This window comes from Kitasatospora sp. NPDC091207, assembly GCF_044768625.1.
In the GTDB taxonomy this organism is placed as follows: Bacteria; Actinomycetota; Actinomycetes; order Streptomycetales; family Streptomycetaceae; genus Kitasatospora.
The window spans coordinates 129675-147563 of sequence record NZ_JBIVVS010000023.1; the positions used below are offsets into that span (position 1 = coordinate 129675).

A 17889-nucleotide genomic window follows, 5' to 3' on the forward strand; every position below is an offset into this window, starting at 1 on the left:
CCGCTGCCCGGGCGCGCCCCGCTCACCCCCGGCGGGTGTGCGGCATCAGGTAGACGTCCACCGCGACCTGGCGCTCGGGGTGGGCCGACGGGAAGGAGGAGAACTCCAGGTAGTAGGGCAGCGGCGGGCGCTCGGTGCGCTGCATGCCCTTGGTGGCGGCGCTGACCGCCAGGTGCATGTAGGTGAACGGGATCAGCTCGGGCGGCCCGACGTGACGCATCGCCAGACCGGTGGAGGCGGGCACCACTTGGACACCCATACCGTCGCGGGTCTGCGGATCGAAGCGGTCCGAGACCGGGACGCAGATGTCGTGCCGCGTCCGGGCCCCGATGAAGAAGTCCGGGTCGTCGTAGGAGACGCCCAGCGCCTTGGAGCGGGCCGGGCAGTGGCCGTGGGTGGTGAGCCAGCCGCGCAGCCGCTCCCAGGCGGTGTCGGCGCTGTCGATCGGGCCGAGGTGGGAGTAGAACGCGACCCGGCGCTGCGGGATCGCGGCCGGACGGATGTCCGCGCCGGCCGCGCCGGCGGTGGGCCAGGTCGTGTTCTGCGGGTTGGTGCGCAGGTCGGTGGGACATATCCCGTAGGCGGACCGGAACGCGCGGGTGAACGCCGCGTGCGAGTTGTACCCGGCGCTGACGGCGATGTCGATGATCGTGCGGTCGCCGTAGACCAGCCGGTAGGCCGCCAGGGAGAGTCTCAGCCTGCGCACGTAGCGGTGGATCGGCTCGCCGACCTGGTGCCGGAAGACCCGGCGCAGATAGTCGGGCGAGGTGTTGGTGGCCATCGCCAGCTCCTCCAGGGAGACGGCCGCCTCACCGTCCCTGACCTGGGCCACGATGTGGGGGATGGCCCGGCGCAGTCGCTCGTCGTGGCTGCTCAGTGTGTCGATCTTCATAGCAGACTGAAGCCCTCCGCTTCTCGGGTCCGCCGGGCGGGTCCGACGGGCGACCGGAGCCGATTCCGGGCCTGTGGGGCCGACGCCTGACGACGGACCGACCGATGGCATGTCAATCGATCGCACCTCAAGGACTACCTGCGCGGTCACCCCCCGTGCGCGCCAGGGTCGGACGTCCGGATCCACATCGCCCCGGGGCATGTCCGGCGAACGGACATGCCCTGACAGCAGCTCCCGGGGACGGGCGAAAGACGGGCCCCGACGGGCTCCTGGCCCTGACGGGGATTCTCACGATGCTAGGGGGGGCGTCCATGGCTGTCCAGCGGGCCGCAAGCGGTGCACGGAGGTGCGCCACGGCGGCCACCGGAGGTCACCGGCCCGTGCCCGGGTGTGCCGACGCCTCAGGACACCGGCTGGCGCAGGATGGTACGGCGGCGCTCGGGGGCCGTCCTGGTCGGGTCCGAGAGGTAGATCTCGTGGTGCCGGCCGGCCTCGCGCAGGCCCTCGGTGTGCAGATAGTCGTGCAGCAGCTTCACCGTCCGCGGCTCGGTCTCGTACGGGCCCTTGTGCAGCACCTGGACGCAGCTGCCCTCGGCGAAGGACTTCCGGCGCAGCCGGCCGGCCGCCTCCGCCCCGGCCTTGGCCGCCGCCTTGGCGAGCGCGGCGGAGAGCTGCGCGTCGGTGTAGGGGACGGGCTGGCGGATCAGCAGGGTCCACTCCCAGCCGGCCCGGGCGCCGGGACCGTAGGAGTCGAGGGAGAGGGCGTCGAACTCCGGGTCACCGCTGCTCCACAGACCTTCCAGCGGCATCACCGCGTAGTCCGTCCCGGTGTCGGCCCGGACGGCGAACTTGAGGGCGTACGAGGCCGCGTACAGCGCGGCGACGGCGGGCCCGAACTCGGGGCTGCGCTGCGGGTCGCCGGCCCCGTCGACGGCCAGGAAGTCGAACGCCGGGACCTCGACGGGCTCCGGGACGGCCTTGGCGCCGTACAGCGCGCCGCCGAGCTTGCGGTGGTCGGTCTTCGCTGCCTTACCGGTGGTACTCATGGTGCGGAACTCCCGTACGGCTGTGGATCGGGGCGCCCGGGGCGCCGGTGGGCAGGGCGGCCGGAGGCCCCCGCGGGGGGAACGAGACGGCGCGGCGACGGTCACCGCGCGCCCGGTCGCGCGGTCCGGTCCGCCGGCCGGGCGCCGGCCCGGGCGTCTGACCCGGGCTTCGCCCAGGAGTGGGCCGGTCCGGGACCGCTTTTCCACCGTTGCGGTCAAGTCCTCCCCCGGCAACCGATCCAAAGCTTGACTGAGCCGGTCAACAACGCTCCAACCGCTTCTCACCCGGTCGTTTCGCTGCGAGAACTGACGTGCGCGGTTCCCCCATCCGGATGACGAGAGGGATGCATCGTGACTCCAGCCGCCCAGTGGACCCCCGTGCCGGTGCCGGCCGCGGCGGACCCCCGCGAGGTCCCCTCGCACTGGTTCAACCTCGTCCCCAGCCTGCCCGGCCCCGTCCCGCCACCCCGCGAGCCCGAGGGCGCGGAGCACGACGCGTGGGGCTCCCGGCTCGCCCTGCAGTCGCGGATCCGGCTCGACGCCGTCCGCGCCCAGGACGGTGCCACCGAACCCTTCCTGCCGATCCCGGCCCAGGTGCGCGAGGAACTGGCGTCGATCGGGCGCCCCACCCCGCTGCTGCGGGCCCGGGCCCTGGAGCGGTACCTGGAGACGCCGGCCCGGATCTACCTCAAGCGCGAGGACGTCCTGCCCACCGGCAGCTTCAAGCTCAACTCCGCCATCGCCCAGGCCCACTTCGCGGCCGAACAGGGCGTCGACACGCTGGTCACCGAGACCGGCGCCGGCCAGTGGGGCCACGCCGTGGCCTGGGCCGCCCGCCGCTTCGGCCTCAAGGCCGTCATCTACTGGGCCGGGGTCTCGGCCCGCCAGAAGCCCGGCCGGCGCGCCCTGATCGAGATGCTCGGCGCCGAGGTGCACGCCTCCCCCAGCGAGCGGACGCCGGTCGGCAAGGCCCTGCTGCGCGACGGGCGGCACCTGCTGGGCTCGCTCGGCACCGCGATCGGCGAGGCGATCAGCCACGCCGCGCTGCACCCGGACACCCGCTACATCTCCGGCAGCAACCTGGCGCACGTGCTGATCCACCAGACCGTCATCGGCCAGGAGACCAAGGCCCAGCTGGCCGCCCTCGGCGAGCAGCCGGACGCGCTGGTCGCCTGTGTCGGCGGCGGCAGCAACCTCGGCGGCTTCATGGGCCCCTACCTGGCGGAGAAGGCGGAGCGCGGCGACGGGCTGCTGCTGCTCGGCGCGGAGTCCGCGAGCGCCCCCCGGCTCACCCGGGGCACCCTGGCCTACGACCACGCCGACCCGGAGGGTGTCACCCCGCTCGGCAAGTCGTACACCCTGGGCCGCGACTACGAGCTCCCGGAGACCCACGTCGGCGGTCTGCGCCAGCACAGCGGCTCGCCCATCATCGGCGTGCTGCGCGGCGAGGGACTGCTGGACGCGGTCGCCTACGAGGAGGCCGACGTGTTCGAGACCGGGCGGCTGGTGCTCTCCACCGAGGGGATGCTGATCGCGCCCGAGTCCTGCCACGCGCTGCGCGCGGCCGTGGACCGGGCCGTGCTGGCCCGGGAGACCGGGCGGGCCGAGGTGATCGTCGCCTGTGTCAGCGGCAACGGGCTGCTCGACCTCGACGGCTACCTCGCGCACCGCTGAACCGCCGCCCCGCCCACCCTCCGCACCGCTGAACCGCCGCCCCGCCCACCCTCCGCACCGCTGAACCGCTGAACCGCCACCCGCCGCACCGCTGAGCCGCGGCGGCGCCCACCGCCACCGATCCGCCGTCCCGCCCGCCGCCCACCCGGCGCACCGCCGCCCCGGACGCTGCCGACCGCGCACGCCGGGAGCACAGCGCCACGTGCACGGGCCCGCCCGCACCACCGGGAGCACCCCCGCGCACGACCGCGGCCGCGGGACCACCCGTCCGGGACCGCCCGTCCGGGACCACGCGCCCCAGGACCACCCGTTCCGACACCACCCGTTCCGACACCCTGCACGAAAGGACCGACGTGTCCGACGGAACCATCATCGAGCTTTCCAGCGGGACCAGCCCGAGCTGCCCGTACTATCTCGGCGAGTCCATCGGCGACCGGCTGCCCGAGTACCTGGGCCGGCACGCGTTCGACGAGTTCTACCTGGTCACCAGCCAGCCGCTGTACGAGCTGTTCGGCCGGGACCTCGCGAACCGGCTCGGCCGGGCCGGCGTCGCCGTCAACCTGATCACCGTGGCCGAGGGCGAGAGCGTCAAGGGCTGGCCCGAACTCACCGCCCTCTGCGAGCGGCTGGTGGCCGCCGGCGCCACCAAGGACTCGATCGTCGGCGCGCTCGGCGGCGGCATGATCAGCAACCTGGCCGGGCTGGCCGCCGCCATGGTCTACCGGGGCCTGCGCTTCGTCGAGATCCCGACCACCATGCTGAACCTCACCGACGGCACCCTCAGCAACAAGCAGGCCGTCAACGGCGCGCTCGGCAAGAACCAGTTCGGCGTCTACCACGCGCCGCTGTTCATCTGGGCCGACGTGGCGATGCTGCGCAGCGAGCCGGAGCGCCAGCACCGCAGCGCCCTGGTGGAGGCGCTGAAGAACGGCCTGGTCAACGACGCCGCCTGGGTAGACCGGATGGAGGGCCTGCTGGCCGGCGGGGTGGCGGGCATCCGGGACGACCTGCTCGGGGTCTGCCACGAGGTGGTGCGCAGCAAGCTGAGCATCCTGGCGCAGGACCCGGGCGAACGCGGCGCCGGCATCATCCTGGAGTACGGCCACACGGTCGGGCACGCGGTGGAGTTCCTCTCCGGGGGCGCGCTGCTGCACGGCGAGGCGGTCGGCATCGGGATGTGCGCGGCGGCCCGGCTGGGCATCCGGCTCGGCATCACCGCCCCGGAGGTACTGGCCCGCCAGGAGCACCTGCTGGGCACCCTGATCGGCAGTCCGACCGCGGTGCCGCGGGAGTTCACCCCGGAGCGGATCGTCGAGGTCATCCTCAGCGACAACAAGCGCCGGGCCGGCAGCGCGGTGCGGTTCGTGCTGGTGCCCGAGGTCGGCCGGGTGCACATCGTCGACGGCGACCACGAGACGCCGGTGCCCGAGCCACTGCTGAAGACCGTCCTCGCCGAAGCCTGAGCACCTGCCCGCACCCCTGCACGTCAACCCCGCCCAGCACCCCCGCCCAGCACCTCGCGCACCCCCGCGCCGCCCGGCGCGCCCGGCACACCTCCGACCGCCGAACCAGCAGGGCCCGACGGCCCGTTCGGCCTCCCGAAGGAGTCATCCATGTACGACGCGCAATCCCCGGAGATCGCCGAGACGGTCTACCGGCTCGACGGCCCGCTGCGCTGGGCGCTCGGCGAGGTGCAGGACCTGCTGCGCGCCGTCGGCGCCGCCCCCGGCCAGCAGGTGGTCGACGTCGGCGCGGGGACGGGCTACGCGACCGTGCCCGCCGCCCGGCTGGTCGGGCCGGAGGGCTCGGTGCACTGCGTCGACGGCAGCCCGGAGCTGCTGGAGGTGCTCGCCACCCGGGCCGCCCGGGAGGGCGTGGCCGACCGGCTGACCCGCACCGTGGGCCCGGTGGTGCCGCTGCCCGTCGCCGACGCCGCCGCCGACCTGGTGATCTCCACCTACGTCCTGCACGAGCTGGCCGACGAGGCCCCGGCCGCGATCGCCGAGATGTACCGGGTGCTGCGCCCCGGCGGGCGGGTGGCCCTGGCGGACTACCGCAAGACCGCCGACAAGGAGCGCAACCGGGAGATCGAGGCCTGGTACGCCCGGCAGCCCGACGGCGCCGGCCCCGAGGAGGTGCACCTGCGCTTCTCGCTCAACGAGCTGGAGGAGATGCTGCGCGCCGCCGGCTTCCAGCGGATCGAGCTGCGCACCTGGCACGACTTCCACGTGCACGCCACCGCGGAGAAGTGAGCGCACCAGCTCCGCGGGGCCGCCCCGGCGGCGGCCCGCACCCCCGTTCCTGACCGGTCAGCACGAACAAGGAGAACTGTCGTGGTCAAGCTTGCCTACAACGCCAACGGCCTGCGGACGATCTCGGTGGAGCGGGCCGTCGAGGCGGTCGCCGACGCCGGCTACGAGGGGATCGAACTCTCGCTGCACCCGGCTCACCTGGACCCGTTCGCGTTCGGCCCCGCCGAGGCCGCGCCGATCCGCAAGGCGCTGGAGCGTTCCGGGCTGACGGCCTGCTGCCTGGCCGCGGGCGCCGACAACCTGCTCGGCGAGGAGCGGTTCGAGCCCTCGCTGATCCACCCCACCGCCGAGGGCCGGGCCCGCCGCGTCGACCTCGTGCTGCGGGCGGTCCGGATCGCCGACGAACTGGGCATCCCCTACGTCAACTTCGCCACCGGCAAGCGCAAGCCCGAGGTGGGCGAGGAGCAGGCCCGGCAGTGGCTGGACGAGGGCGTCCGGCAGGTGCTGGACGGCCCGGGCAGCGCGGTGCTGGCGATGGAGCCCGAGCCGGAGTTCTTCCTGGAGAGCAACGACGGGGTCGCCCGGCTGGCCGACGCGCTGGCCTCCGACCGGTTCGCCCTCGCCCAGGACCTCGGGCACTGCCGGGTGGTGGAGGAGGACTACCTCGGCTCGGTCGAGCGGAACCTGCCCTACACGAAGATCATCCAGGTCGAGGACATCAAGGGCCGGGTGCACCACCACGAGATCCCCGGGGACGGCGACATCGACTTCGCCGGGTTCTTCTCGGTGCTGGGGCGCGGCGGCTACGACGGCTACGTCAGCGTGGAGCTGTACAACCACGCCGACCGCTACGAGCACGCGCTGCGCCGCAGCCGCGAGGTGCTGACCGCGGCGATCGCCGCGGCCGCCGGCCCGCGGGGCTGAGCCGGCCGTGCCCGCCGACCGCCCCGGCCCACCGCCGCCCCCGCCGCCGCTCGCCCCCCGGGCCCTGCACGGGACCGGTCTGACCCCGCTGTTCGACCATCACATCCACACCGACCTGCGCAACGCGGACGACTACGAGCTGATGGCCGTCAGCGGGGTGCTCACCGCGCTCGCGCCGTGCTCCGCCTCACTGGAGGCCCGGGACTCCGGCAGCGCCTTCGCCGCCCGGTTCGAGCGGCTCACCGGGGCCGAGACCGCACGGGCCGCCGCGTACGGGATCGACCTGCACGTGGCGCTCGCGGTGCACGCGGCCGACATGGCGGACCTGCGCGGCGCGCTGGCCGGGATCGAGGTGCTGGAGCAGTACCTCGACCACCCGAGCGTCCGGGCGCTGGGCGAGGTGTCGTTGCGCGCCGGCGGCCCGGACGAGGTCGAGGTGCTGGAGCGGCAGCTGAAGCTGGCGTCGGCGCGCGCGCTGCCGGTGCTGGTGGAGTCGCCGCCCGCGCTGCCGGCCTTCCGGGCGATGCTGGCGCCGCTGGCGGGCGCGGTGGAACGGGCCGGCATCGACCCCGCCACGATCGCCCTGCTCGACCTGGACGAGCGGCGGATCGACCTGCTGGCCGAGCACCCGGCGCTGCGCGGGCTCGGCGGGTACGGGATCGCGGTCGCCCCGCGCCAGGACGCGCTGTTCCAGATCCGCGAGAAGCAGTCGCACCGCGAGGTGCTCGGCCTGCTGGAGCGGTTCGGCCCGGAGCGGCTGATGCTCAACACCGGCCTGCACTTCGGCTCGGCCGACCCGCTGGGTCTGGCCCGGACGGTGCACCGGCTCCGACTCCATGGTGTCCCCGAGCAGATCGTGAGGGCTCTCGCTCATGGCAACGCTGCCCAGTTCTTCGCCGTCCCCCACCGGGTCCCCGCCGCCGGCTGAGCCAGCCGGCGACCGCCCGGCCGGGCTGCCCGACCGGGGGGCGCCCGTCGAGCAGGTGCTGGCCGAGCTGGCCGGGCTCTGCGCCGACGACCACGACTACCGGGACGGCACCGTCTTCAACTCGATCTGCTCGACGCCGCTGCCGGTGGCGCAGCAGGTGTTCGCCGCCCACCAGCAGAGCAACCTGGGCGACAACCGGATCTTCCCCTCGCTGCCCCGTGCCGAGGCCGAGGTGACGGCCATGCTGGCCGACCTGATGGACGGCCCCGGGGCGTCCGGGGTGGCCACCTCGGGCGGCACCGAGGCCAACCTGCTGGCGGTGCTCGCCGCCGTCCGGCGCCACCGGGCCCGTTTCGGGGCCGACGCGCCGGCCCGCGTCCTGCTCGGCGACAGCGCGCACTTCTCCTTCGACAAGATCGCCGCGCTGCTGGCGGTCGAGGTGGTCCGGGTCCCTTCCGACGAACGGCTGCGGGTCGACACCGCCCGGCTGCTGCCGCTGATCACCCCGGACACCGCCCTGGTGGTGGCCACCGCGGGCAGCTCCGAGTCGGGCGCCGTGGACGACGTGCCGGCGATCGCCGCGCACGCCTCGGCCCTCGGCGTGCCGGTGCACGTGGACGCCGCCACCGGCGCCTTCCTGGTGCCGTTCGCCCGGGAGCTGGGCGAGCCGCTGCCACCGGTCGGGTTCGCCGTCCCGGGCGTCTCCTCGATCACGCTGGACCCGCACAAGTACGGCGGCGCGCCGATCCCCGCGGGCCACGTCCTGTTCCGCGACCCGGAGGCGCCGGACGCGCTACGCACCTCCTCGCACTACCGGGGCACCTTCGACCACCACGCCCTGCTCGGCACCCGGCCCGGCGGCGCGCTGCTGGCCACCTGGGCGGCGCTGCGCGCCCAGGGCCGCAGCGGCTACCGGGCGTCGGTGGCCGGGCTCTGGGACCGGCGCGCGCTACTGGTGGAGCTGCTCACCGGGGCCGGCTTCGAGGTGGCCCCGCGGCCCGAGCTCACCGTGGTGACGGTCCGCCACCCGAGCCCGGAGAAGCTGGTGGACGCGCTGGAGGAGCGCGGCCTGATCGCCTCGGTGGCCCGCCGGCTGGGCCTGCTGCGGCTGGTCGTGCACTGGCACCAGAGCGAGCGGCAGCTGCGCCGCCTGGTCGCGGTGCTGGCCGAGGTCGACGGGGGCCGGCCGTGAAGGTGCTCTTCGTGTCGATCAACAAGCTGAAGTCCTTCCGGCCGGTGCTGCCGATCGGCATGGTCACCATCGCCACCCAGGCCCGGGCCGCCGGGCACCAGGTCGAGACGCTGGACCTGATGTGGGAGGAGGAGGACGAGCCGGTGGTGCGGGCGGCGGTCGGCGCCTTCAAGCCCGACGTGGTGGGGATATCGATCCGCAACGTCGACTCGCAGAGCATGCTGGAGCCGGTCGTCTACACCCCGCTCGCCCGCGAGGTGGCCGACTGGTCGCGCGACGAACTGCCCGGCGTCACCGTCCTGCTGGGCGGCCCGGGGTTCTCCACCGTCCCCGAGGACCTGATGGACTTCGTCCGGGCCGACTACGGGATCACCGGCTTCGCCGAGGAGTCGGTCCAGCCGCTGCTGGACCACCTGGCCCGCGGCGAGGAGCCGCTGGAGGTGCCCGGGGTGATCAGCCCGCTCCCGGGCGGCGGCTACCACCGCCGCGACGCCGTCTTCCGGATCGACTACCGCAAGGCGGCCCGCCCCGACCCGGCGCTCTACGACCAGCGGTACTTCAGCTACTCGTACGAGACGCACGACCGCAGCCTCAAGGTGCCGGCGACCATCCAGACCAAGAAGGGCTGCGTGCTGGAGTGCGTCTTCTGCAGCAACTTCCTGGTGGACGGCACCGGGGTGAAGTTCGACGAGGTCTCCCGGGTCGCCGACGAGGTGGAGCGGCTGCGCGACGAGGGCCTGGAGGTCCTGGAGATCGTCGACGGGGTGTTCAACCTGCCGCTCAACTACTCGCTGGAGGTGCTGCGGGAGTTCGTCCGGCGGGGCATCGAGATGCCCTGGTCCTGCATGGTCAACCCGGGCAACGTGACCGCCGAGCTGGTCGACCTGATGGCCCGGACCGGCTGCTACTACGTGGAGTTCGGCACCGACTCGGCCTGTGACCGGATCCTGCGCGGACTGAAGAAGAACTTCCGCCAGCGCCAGATCGTCGAGTCCCACCGCAGGTTCGTCGAGGCCGGCATCCGGGTCGAGCACTGCCTGTTCATCGGCAGCCCCGGCGACGACCGGGACTCCGTCCGCGAGACCTTCGACGTGATGGAGCGGCTCGTCCCGCCCGCCACGCCCGACGTGCACGCCTTCTGGACGCTCGGCCTGCGGGTCTGCCGGGGCACCGCCCTGCACGGCACCGCCGTCGCCGAGGGAATGATCACCGGAACGGAGCGATTCATCGTGCCCAAGTACTACTGCTCCCGTGCGGTCATCGAGGACGACGCCCTCCTCGACGAGATCCAGGCGCGGGTGCTCGCCAACGACAACTGGTACCTGTGGTGGGGGCTCAACTCGATCAGCCTGCGCGAGCGCATCACCATGGCCCGCGCGGAGAGCGAGCGGATCGAGGCCGAACTGGGCGAGCACCTGCCGCCGCTCCAGGCGCCGCCCGCGGGCGGTGCGCGATGAGCGCCGGTGCGGACCTGCGACTGACCGCTCCCGGCCGGCTCACCGTCGGCGAGGCGAAGCCGCCCACCGCGCCGCTCGGCCCCGACGAGGTGCTGGTCCAGGTCGACCGGGTCACCCTGTGCGGCAGCGACCAGGCCCTGTTCGACGGCACCTACGGCGGCCCCAGCGGCTACCCGCTGCGCTTCGGCCACGAGTGGTCCGGCCTGGTCGTCGACACCGGGAGCAACGGCCGGGCGCTGCTGGGCCAGTGGGTCACCGGCGACTGCTCGCGCTGGTGCGGCGACTGCCCCCGGTGCGGCACCGACCGCAACGTCTGCGCCCGGATCGAGAAGTTCGGCCTCACCGTGGACGGCTTCTCGACCCGCCTGCGGACGGTGGACCGCCGCTACCTCTACCCCGACACCCACGGCCTGGGCCCCGGGCTGCTGGCGCTCTCCGAGTTCTTCGCGGTCGCCGCCCAGGGCCTGGAGCGGATCGGGCCGCGGCCCGACGAGCGGGTCCTGGTGATCGGCGCCGGCGCCCTCGGCCTCGCCTCGTACCTGCTGCTCACCGGGGCGTACGGGGCCGGCGAGGTGGAGCTGCTGGAGGCGGACCCGGTGAAGGCCGCCGCCGTCCGGCAGTTGCTGCCGAGCGCCCGGGTGCGCACCGGGGCGCCCGAGCCGGACGCCGCCGCGCGGTCGGCCGGCGGCTACGCCGCCCTCACCGCCGCCGCCCGCTACGACCTGACCGTGGACTGCTCCAGCGGCGCCGACGGACTCGCCACCGCACTGGCCTGCGCCGTACCGCGCGGGCGGGTGCTCTGCTTCGGGCTGCGCCGCAGCGCGGCGCTGCGCACCGACCTGCTGGTCGCCAACGCGCTGACCCTGGTCGGCTCGATCGGCGGCACCGGCGGCTTCGACCGGGCCCAGGAGTTCCTGGCCGGCCACCGCGAGGAGGCCGCGCTGCTGGTCACCCACCGGCTGCCCGCCGAGCGGGCGGCGGAGGCCTTCGCCCTCGACCCCCGCACCCGGATCAAGACCCAGCTGATGTTTGGAGAGGATGCCCGGTGACCACCGCCGACCGCCCGCCGCACCTGCGCTATCCGGAGATCCGGGAAGCCGCGCTCGCCGACCTCGCGGCCTTCGAGAAGCTCAGCCCCGACCAGGTGCCCGACCACCAGTTCACGCTGCTGCGGTGCCAGTTGGACCACGCCTTCGCCAACTCGCCGTTCTACCGCGAGCACTGGGCCGACCAGCACGGATCGCTGCGGCCCGGCAGCGTCGAGGAGCTGCGGACGCTGCCCTTCACCACCAAGGCGGAGCTGCGCGGCGCCTACCCGTTCGGCCTGCTCGCGGTCGGCCGGGAGGAGCTGATCCGCTACGGCGAGTCCACCGGCACCACCGGCAGCCCCACCTCGTCGATGATCACCTACGAGGACTGGATCCGCGGCAACGTCGCGGTCGAGCAGTCCGTCGGCCACGTCCTGGGCCCCGGCGACCTCGCCTTCATCGCCATCCCCTACGAGCTGGCCTTCGCCTCGTACGACCTGGACCGGGCGCTGGAGCAGAACGGCGCGGCCGTGGTGCCGGTCGGCACGCTCAGCCTGGTCTGCCCGTTCGAGCGGATGGTCGAGATGATGTGGACCGTCCGCCCGACCGCGCTGGTCTGCACACCGAGCCGGGCACTGCGCCTCTACGACATGCTCAAGGACACCGGGCGCGACCCGGCCGAGATCGGCCTGCGGACCTTCCTCTACGTCGGCGAGACCTGCTCGCCCGCCAAACTGGAGAAGATCGCCTCGCTCTGGGGCGTCCGGCTCTCCAACGCCTACGGCTCCACCGAGACCAACTCGCTCGGCCTGGTCTGCGAGCGCGGCAGCCTGCACCTCACCGAGGACCGGCACCTGTTCGAGGTGATCGACCCGGAGACCACCACGCCGGTGCCCGACGGCACCGCCGGGGAGCTCGTCATCACCTCGCTCGCCGGCCGGGCCATGCCGCTGCTGCGCTACCGCAGCGGGGACTTCGTCACCGTCTCCGCCGAGCCCTGCGCCTGCGGCAGCCCGCGCCGGGTGCTCGCCCACCACGGGCGGGTCAGCGAGCAGCTGACCGTCGGCGGACGGCGGATCAACAAGCTGGCGCTGGAGCAGACCGTGCTCGCCACCGGGGGCGCGGGCCTCTACTGGGCGGCCGGCGTCACCGGGGACGCCCTGGAGATCCGGGTGGAGGCCGAGGGCGGGGACCCGACGGCGCTCTGCGCGGCCGTCGCCGAGCGGGTCACCGCCGAGTTCGGGGTGCCCGCGGCGGTCGCCCCGATCGACCGGGCCCAGGTGCGCCGGGCGATGGACCGGATGCTCAAGCCCGGCAGCCTGACCATCGAGGACCTGGAGGCGGTCTCATGACGCTCGGCCTGCGCCCGGGCAACCCGGCCGAACCCCGGCACAACGACCCCGGGACGATCGCCGTGGTCGGCCTCGGCCGGCTCGGCGCGGTGCTGGCCGACCGGCTGGCCGAGCGCTTCCCCGTGCTGCTCAACGACAGCGACCCCGCGGTGGCCCGGCGGGTCGCCGCCGAGCTCTCGCTGCCCGACATGGACCAGCGCGAGATCCTCACCGCCGCCGACACCGTGCTGCTCTGCGTCCCGCCGCAGGAGACCGCGGCCGCGCTGCGCCGGCTCGCCGCGCTGACCGACCAGGTCGGCCGCCGGGCGCTGTTCGTCAACATGGCGACCAGCGTGCCCACCGAGGACCTGCCCGACCTCGGCGTGGAGGTGGTCGGCCTCAAGCCGGTCTGCCAGTTCACGGCGGTCGCGCTCGGCCTCAAGACCGTCCTGGTGACCTCCGCGCCGCGCCGGATCGGGCTGCTGCGGACCCTGGCCGCCGACCTCGGCGAAGTGGTGCTCGGGCCCGAGGCCTGCGTCGGCCCGGCCAACCGCGCCGCCACCAAGGCCGCCCTGCGCGCCTGCGCCGACCTGGCCGCCGAACTGACCGGGCGCGGTCTGCCCACCGACATCGTGCGGGCCGCGATCCGCAACGTCTTCGTCGGGACGGCACTGGACTACCCGCCCTCGGACGCCAACCCCTACACCCGCTCGGTGCTGGACGAGATCGCCGCCGAGGCCGCGACCGCGACCCGCCCGCCGGCCGCCCCGGCACCCGTCGCCGCGCCCTTCGCCCCGCCGGACGCCGCGCTCGTCCCGCCGGACGCGCTCGGCTGGACCGCCTGGGCCGAACGCCCCGTCACCCCGGGAGGACCCGCATGACCACCACCCCGCCGGACCTGCCGCACGGCGGCGCGCACTGCGAGACCGCCTCGCTGCGCAAGCAGCTGGCCGCCCACGGCCTGCCGATCAGCGAGGCGATGCTGTTCGGCGTGGCCGGCGGCATCAACTTCATGCACATGCCCGCGCCGCCCGGCGGGCGCGGCTTCACCGGCGGGCGCAACGGCCCGTTCCCGGAGTTCACCCGGCGGATGGCGGCCGGCGTCGGCCTGGACCTGGAGGTCGCCGTCACCGACGACCCCGGCCGGGCCTGGGACGACCTGCTGGCCGAACTCGACGGGGGCCGACCGGCGGTCGTCTACGCCGACCTCTTCCACCTGCCGTACTTCCAGGCCACCCGGCACTTCGGCGGCCACGCGATCGTCGTCCTCGGGCACGACCGCGAGCACGGCACCGTCACCGTCTCCGACCGCCCGGCCCGCCCGCAGACCCTGACGACGGCCGAACTGGCCACCGCCCGGGCCTCCGGCCACCAGCCCTTCCCGCCCCGGCACGCCCTGCTGCGCGCCGACTGGAAGGCCGCCCGGCACCCCACCGAGGACGACATCCGCCAGGGCATCCGGCACTCCTGCCGCGCGATGCTGCACCCGCCGGTGCCCAGCTTCGGGCTGCGCGGCCTCGACTCCTACGCGGCCGGGCTGGGGCACCTGCTGCTCAGCGGCACCGCCGCCGACGCCGTGGTGGAGGAACTCTCCGGCGCCTACGTCGACTTCGAGCTGGCCGGCACCGGCGGGAACGCCTTCCGCAACCTCTTCCGGGCGTTCCTGACCGAGGCGGCCGAGCTCACCGGCGACCACCGGCTGGCCGACGCCGCCCTGCTCTGCGCCGACAGCGCCGGGCGCTGGGAGCGGGTGACCGGCCTGCTGCTGCCCGACTGGACGGCGGACTTCGCCGAACTCGGGGCCGCCTACCGGGCCCGGGAGACGGAGCTGCTGGACGGCGGCGCCGCCGCGCTGGCCCGCGCCGCCCTGCTGGGCGAGCGGCTGCCCGGGCTGCGGGCCGCCGCCGCGGCCGGGCTCGGCCCGGTGCGCGAGCGCCTCGCCGGAGAGCTGCGGGCCGCCCTCAGCTCCGTCGCCGAGACCGAGCGGGAGCTGTTCGCCCTGCTGAGGGAGGTGTGAACACCGTGTCCACCGGCCTGCTGCCGGCCGTCCGGACGCCGACCCGCCACCGGCTCTCCGACGAGGCGGACCGCCTCGCGTACGACCGGTACGTGGCCGCCCGCAACCAGTACAAGGAGGAGTTCCTCGACCTCCTGGAGAGCGCCTGCGCGGACGGCCCGGTGCTGGAGGCCGGCCCCGGCTACGGCGGGTTCGCCGGGCTGCTGCTGGCGCGCCGCCCGGTCGACCTGCGGGTGCTCTGCACCGACCCGGGCGCCGTCGCGCCGCTGCGCGAGCGGCTCGGCGCCGCGGTGCCCGTCGACCACTGGCCGGCCGGGAGCCCGCTGCCGGCCGCCCTCGCCGGGCGCCACCCGCTGGTCTACAGCGTGCACGCGCTCGGCGAGTGCCTCGAACCCGCCGGCCTGCTGCGCGGGTTGGCGCGGGCCCTGGCCCCCGGCGGCCGGCTGCTGGTCAACGACCTGCGCCGGGACCCGGACCCGTTCATCCTCGAATACACCCTGCGTGAGATGGCCGCCGACGACTCGCCCGACGGCCGGTACCGCTTGCGCACCTACCTGGACTCCCTGCGCGGCGCCTGGACCAGCACCGAACTGCGCGAACGGCTCGACGCCGCGGGGATGGCCGACTGGGCGGTAGGCCCGGACGGCCCGATGGCACTCACCGTCGAGCACCAACGCGCCACCTGACGAACCGGAGGGGCACATGACCCAAGAAGCGATCACCCGGAACTTCCTCGACACCCCGAGCTTCTGGCGCGACTACCCGGAGCGGGACATCGAGTTCGTCCGCTGGTACCCGTGCGACGTCAAGCCGCTGACGGCGGACCAGATCTACGCCACCCGCGAGAAGTTCCCCAAGACCACCTCGTTCTACGTGCACATCCCGTTCTGCAACCAGGTCTGCACCAGCTGCCCGTACAACAAGTTCTCCACCCGCAACACCCTCACCCAGCGCTACCTCCAGGCGCTCAAGCGCGAGATCGACCTCTACTCGCAGCTGCCGCACGTCCGGGACACCGTCTTCACCTCCGGCTACTTCGGCGGCGGCACCCCGACCACGCTGCGCGCCGAGGAACTCGACGACCTGCTCGGCTACATGAAGCAGCGGCTGAACTTCAGCCCGGACTGCTCGATCACCATCGAGTCGACCCCGGTCGACGTCGACCAGCAGAAGCTCGACGTGCTGCTCAAGCACGGCGTCAACCGGATGAGCCTGGGCGTCCAGACCTTCCACGACCCGCTGCTGCGCTACCTCGGCCGGGCCCGGGCGCACACCGGCGAGTCCGCCACCCGCACCATCGAGCTGATCGACCGCAGCGGCCTGGAGAACCTCTGCATCGACTACATGATCGGCATCCCCGGCCAGACCCCGGAGCTGTGGGCGCAGGACATCCGCACCCTGATGGACCTGCCGGTGACGTCGTTCTCGGTCTACAACTACGCGGTCATGCCCGGCTCGGAGGTGTTCTTCGCGCTGCAGAGCGGGGCCACCCCGCCCTGCCCGAGCACCCGCGAGGCCGACGAGATGTACCAGTACCTGCACACCACGCTGATGGACGCGGGCTACCTGGCGCTCACCTACAACGACTTCATCGAGCCGATGCGGCCGGAGTGGGAGGCCGCCGGGGTCAAGACGTACCCGGTGGTCAAGGACGGCAGCAAGCCGTACCGCGGCCTGGAGACGGACACCTTCTACCTCACCGACCACCTGTCCCAGATCTGGGGCCGGTGCGGGGACATGGTGGCCATCGGCTCGGGGGCCTACGGGTACCTGAACAACCACATGTACCTCAACGAGCCGGACATCGAGTCGTACATCAGCCGGTGCAACGAGGGCCGGCTGCCGGTGGTGATGGGCGCCTACACCGACGAGCACGAGCAGCGCTGCCGCAGCCTCGTGCTGGGGCTGAAGCTGCTGCGGGTCAAGCGCTCGGTCTACCGCGACCGCCACGGCGTCGACCCGTACGAGTACTTCAAGGACAAGGTCGACGACCTGGTGGCCAAGGGGCTGCTGGAGGTCGACGACGACGCGATCCAGGTCACCTACCCGAAGGGCTGGTACTACATCGACAACATCTCCAAGAGCTTCTACTCGGACGCCAACTACCGGCTCCCGCAGCCGACCTCGGCGAGCACCGAGATCCTCAAGTGGCAGATCGACCGCACCGACGGCCGGAAGGGGCTCCCCCTTGTCCAGTTCTGAGAGCACCGCGCGCCGCGCCCGCCGGGGCCGGATCTTCGACCTCGCCGAACGGACCCCGCAGGGCGACCCGTTCGAGACCGCCGAGGAGTGCCGCGCGTACGACCGCAGCGTGCGCACCTCGATGATCATCCCGATGCAGCACATGATGAAGCTGATCGGGCCGGACTGCGGGCCGGACAAGAACGTCCTGGAGATCGGCTGCGCCAGCGGGCTGCTGTCGCTGCGCCTGGCCGCCCAGCATCGCGACTCCACCTTCACCGGGCTGGACAGCAACGACGCCTTCCTGGAGGTCGCCCGGGAGAACACCATCTTCGCCAACCTGGTCTCCTACGGCGGCGACTTCGCCTGCGACTGGGCCCGGTACAGCCGGCTGCCGTACCCGGACGACAGCTTCGACGTGGTGTTCAGCTTCTGCGCGATCAACCGCTGGGACAAGCCGGCCCGGATCCTGCCCGAGCTGGCGCGGGTCTGCCGCCCCGGCGGCGCCGTCCTGCTGTACGACCTGGCCCGCGACGCCGACGAGGGCATGGTCTCCTTCGTGCTGCAGTACGCCGGCGGTGACGCGAACGCGTTCATGCGGTCGCTGCGGGCCTCGTACTCGACCGAGGAGATGCGCGAGCTGCTCGACCAGGTCGGCCTGGGCGACTGGAGCGTCAGCCGGGAGGGCATCAACCTGGTGGTCTCCTCCCGGACCCGGGACACCGGGTACACCGTCGGCGAGCCCGGCATCTACGACCGGATCTTCGACTGACGGTCCCCCCGCGGTTCCGCCGGCGCCCCCGCGGCCCGGCGGAGCACCGGCGGGGGGGGGGGGGGGGGGGGCGCCGCGGGGGCCCCCCCCCCCCCCCCCCCCCCCCCCGGCCCGCGCGCCCGGGGGGGGGTGGCACCAGCAGACCCCGGCCGCGCGGACCCGGTCCAACAACCGTCCGGCGGGCCCGACAACCGA

16 protein-coding genes are annotated in these 17889 nt (G+C 73.8%); 14 read left to right on the forward strand and 2 right to left on the reverse strand.

The window, feature by feature from the left end; translation table 11 throughout:
• Positions 1-22: 22 nt before the first annotated feature.
• On the reverse strand, positions 23-892 hold the full coding sequence (locus tag ACIQTO_RS29965) for a GyrI-like domain-containing protein (RefSeq protein WP_402394461.1): 870 nt from the start codon (positions 890-892) through the stop codon (positions 23-25).
• Between the two features lie 401 nt (positions 893-1293).
• Entirely contained in the window at positions 1294-1938 is a 645-nt protein-coding gene (locus tag ACIQTO_RS29970) for a GyrI-like domain-containing protein (RefSeq protein ID WP_402394464.1), read from the reverse strand.
• A gap of 351 nt (positions 1939-2289) precedes the next feature.
• On the opposite strand from ACIQTO_RS29970, the gene ACIQTO_RS29975 reads away from it, so the two are divergent.
• From ACIQTO_RS29975 to ACIQTO_RS30040, 14 genes are all read left to right on the forward strand, one after another.
• Complete coding sequence (locus ACIQTO_RS29975; RefSeq protein ID WP_402394467.1) at positions 2290-3612, forward strand: TrpB-like pyridoxal phosphate-dependent enzyme; 1323 nt, start codon at positions 2290-2292, stop codon at positions 3610-3612.
• A 353-nt stretch (positions 3613-3965) separates the two neighbouring features.
• Positions 3966-5075 (forward strand): 2-deoxy-scyllo-inosose synthase, encoded by a 1110-nt coding sequence (locus ACIQTO_RS29980; RefSeq protein ID WP_402394469.1) that lies wholly within the window; start codon positions 3966-3968, stop codon positions 5073-5075.
• A 150-nt stretch (positions 5076-5225) separates the two neighbouring features.
• A complete protein-coding gene (locus ACIQTO_RS29985; RefSeq protein ID WP_402394472.1) occupies positions 5226-5864 on the forward strand; it encodes a class I SAM-dependent methyltransferase in 639 nt (212 codons plus the stop codon).
• Positions 5865-5945: 81 nt separating this feature from the next.
• On the forward strand, positions 5946-6788 hold the full coding sequence (locus ACIQTO_RS29990; protein ID WP_402394474.1) for a sugar phosphate isomerase/epimerase family protein: 843 nt from the start codon (positions 5946-5948) through the stop codon (positions 6786-6788).
• Between the two features lie 7 nt (positions 6789-6795).
• Entirely contained in the window at positions 6796-7716 is a 921-nt protein-coding gene (locus tag ACIQTO_RS29995; protein ID WP_402394476.1) for a deoxyribonuclease, read from the forward strand.
• 55 nt (positions 7717-7771) lie between these two features.
• Positions 7772-8908: a tyrosine decarboxylase MfnA gene (gene mfnA / locus ACIQTO_RS30000; RefSeq protein ID WP_402394479.1), complete on the forward strand. Its 1137-nt coding sequence runs from the start codon at positions 7772-7774 to the stop codon at positions 8906-8908.
• 11 nt (positions 8909-8919) lie between these two features.
• Positions 8920-10365, forward strand: coding sequence for a B12-binding domain-containing radical SAM protein (locus tag ACIQTO_RS30005; protein WP_402394482.1), 1446 nt, complete (start codon positions 8920-8922; stop codon positions 10363-10365).
• Positions 10362-11414 (forward strand): zinc-binding dehydrogenase, encoded by a 1053-nt coding sequence (locus tag ACIQTO_RS30010; RefSeq protein WP_402394485.1) that lies wholly within the window; start codon positions 10362-10364, stop codon positions 11412-11414. Before ACIQTO_RS30005 ends, ACIQTO_RS30010 begins: the two co-directional genes overlap by 4 nt.
• Positions 11411-12745 carry a phenylacetate--CoA ligase family protein gene (locus ACIQTO_RS30015; RefSeq protein WP_402394488.1) on the forward strand — a complete coding sequence of 445 codons (1335 nt, stop codon included), beginning with the start codon at positions 11411-11413 and terminating at the stop codon, positions 12743-12745. The genes ACIQTO_RS30010 and ACIQTO_RS30015 overlap by 4 nt, the downstream gene beginning before the upstream one ends.
• Positions 12742-13605 (forward strand): NAD(P)-binding domain-containing protein, encoded by an 864-nt coding sequence (locus tag ACIQTO_RS30020; RefSeq protein WP_402394491.1) that lies wholly within the window; start codon positions 12742-12744, stop codon positions 13603-13605. Before ACIQTO_RS30015 ends, ACIQTO_RS30020 begins: the two co-directional genes overlap by 4 nt.
• Entirely contained in the window at positions 13602-14741 is a 1140-nt protein-coding gene (locus tag ACIQTO_RS30025) for a BtrH N-terminal domain-containing protein (protein WP_402394494.1), read from the forward strand. The genes ACIQTO_RS30020 and ACIQTO_RS30025 overlap by 4 nt, the downstream gene beginning before the upstream one ends.
• Positions 14738-15427, forward strand: coding sequence for a class I SAM-dependent methyltransferase (locus ACIQTO_RS30030; RefSeq protein WP_402394497.1), 690 nt, complete (start codon positions 14738-14740; stop codon positions 15425-15427). The genes ACIQTO_RS30025 and ACIQTO_RS30030 overlap by 4 nt, the downstream gene beginning before the upstream one ends.
• A 16-nt stretch (positions 15428-15443) precedes the next feature.
• Positions 15444-16943 carry a coproporphyrinogen-III oxidase family protein gene (locus ACIQTO_RS30035; RefSeq protein ID WP_402394500.1) on the forward strand — a complete coding sequence of 500 codons (1500 nt, stop codon included), beginning with the start codon at positions 15444-15446 and terminating at the stop codon, positions 16941-16943.
• A complete protein-coding gene (locus ACIQTO_RS30040; RefSeq protein ID WP_402394503.1) occupies positions 16930-17694 on the forward strand; it encodes a class I SAM-dependent methyltransferase in 765 nt (254 codons plus the stop codon). The genes ACIQTO_RS30035 and ACIQTO_RS30040 overlap by 14 nt, the downstream gene beginning before the upstream one ends.
• The last annotated feature ends 195 nt before the right edge of the window (positions 17695-17889 follow it).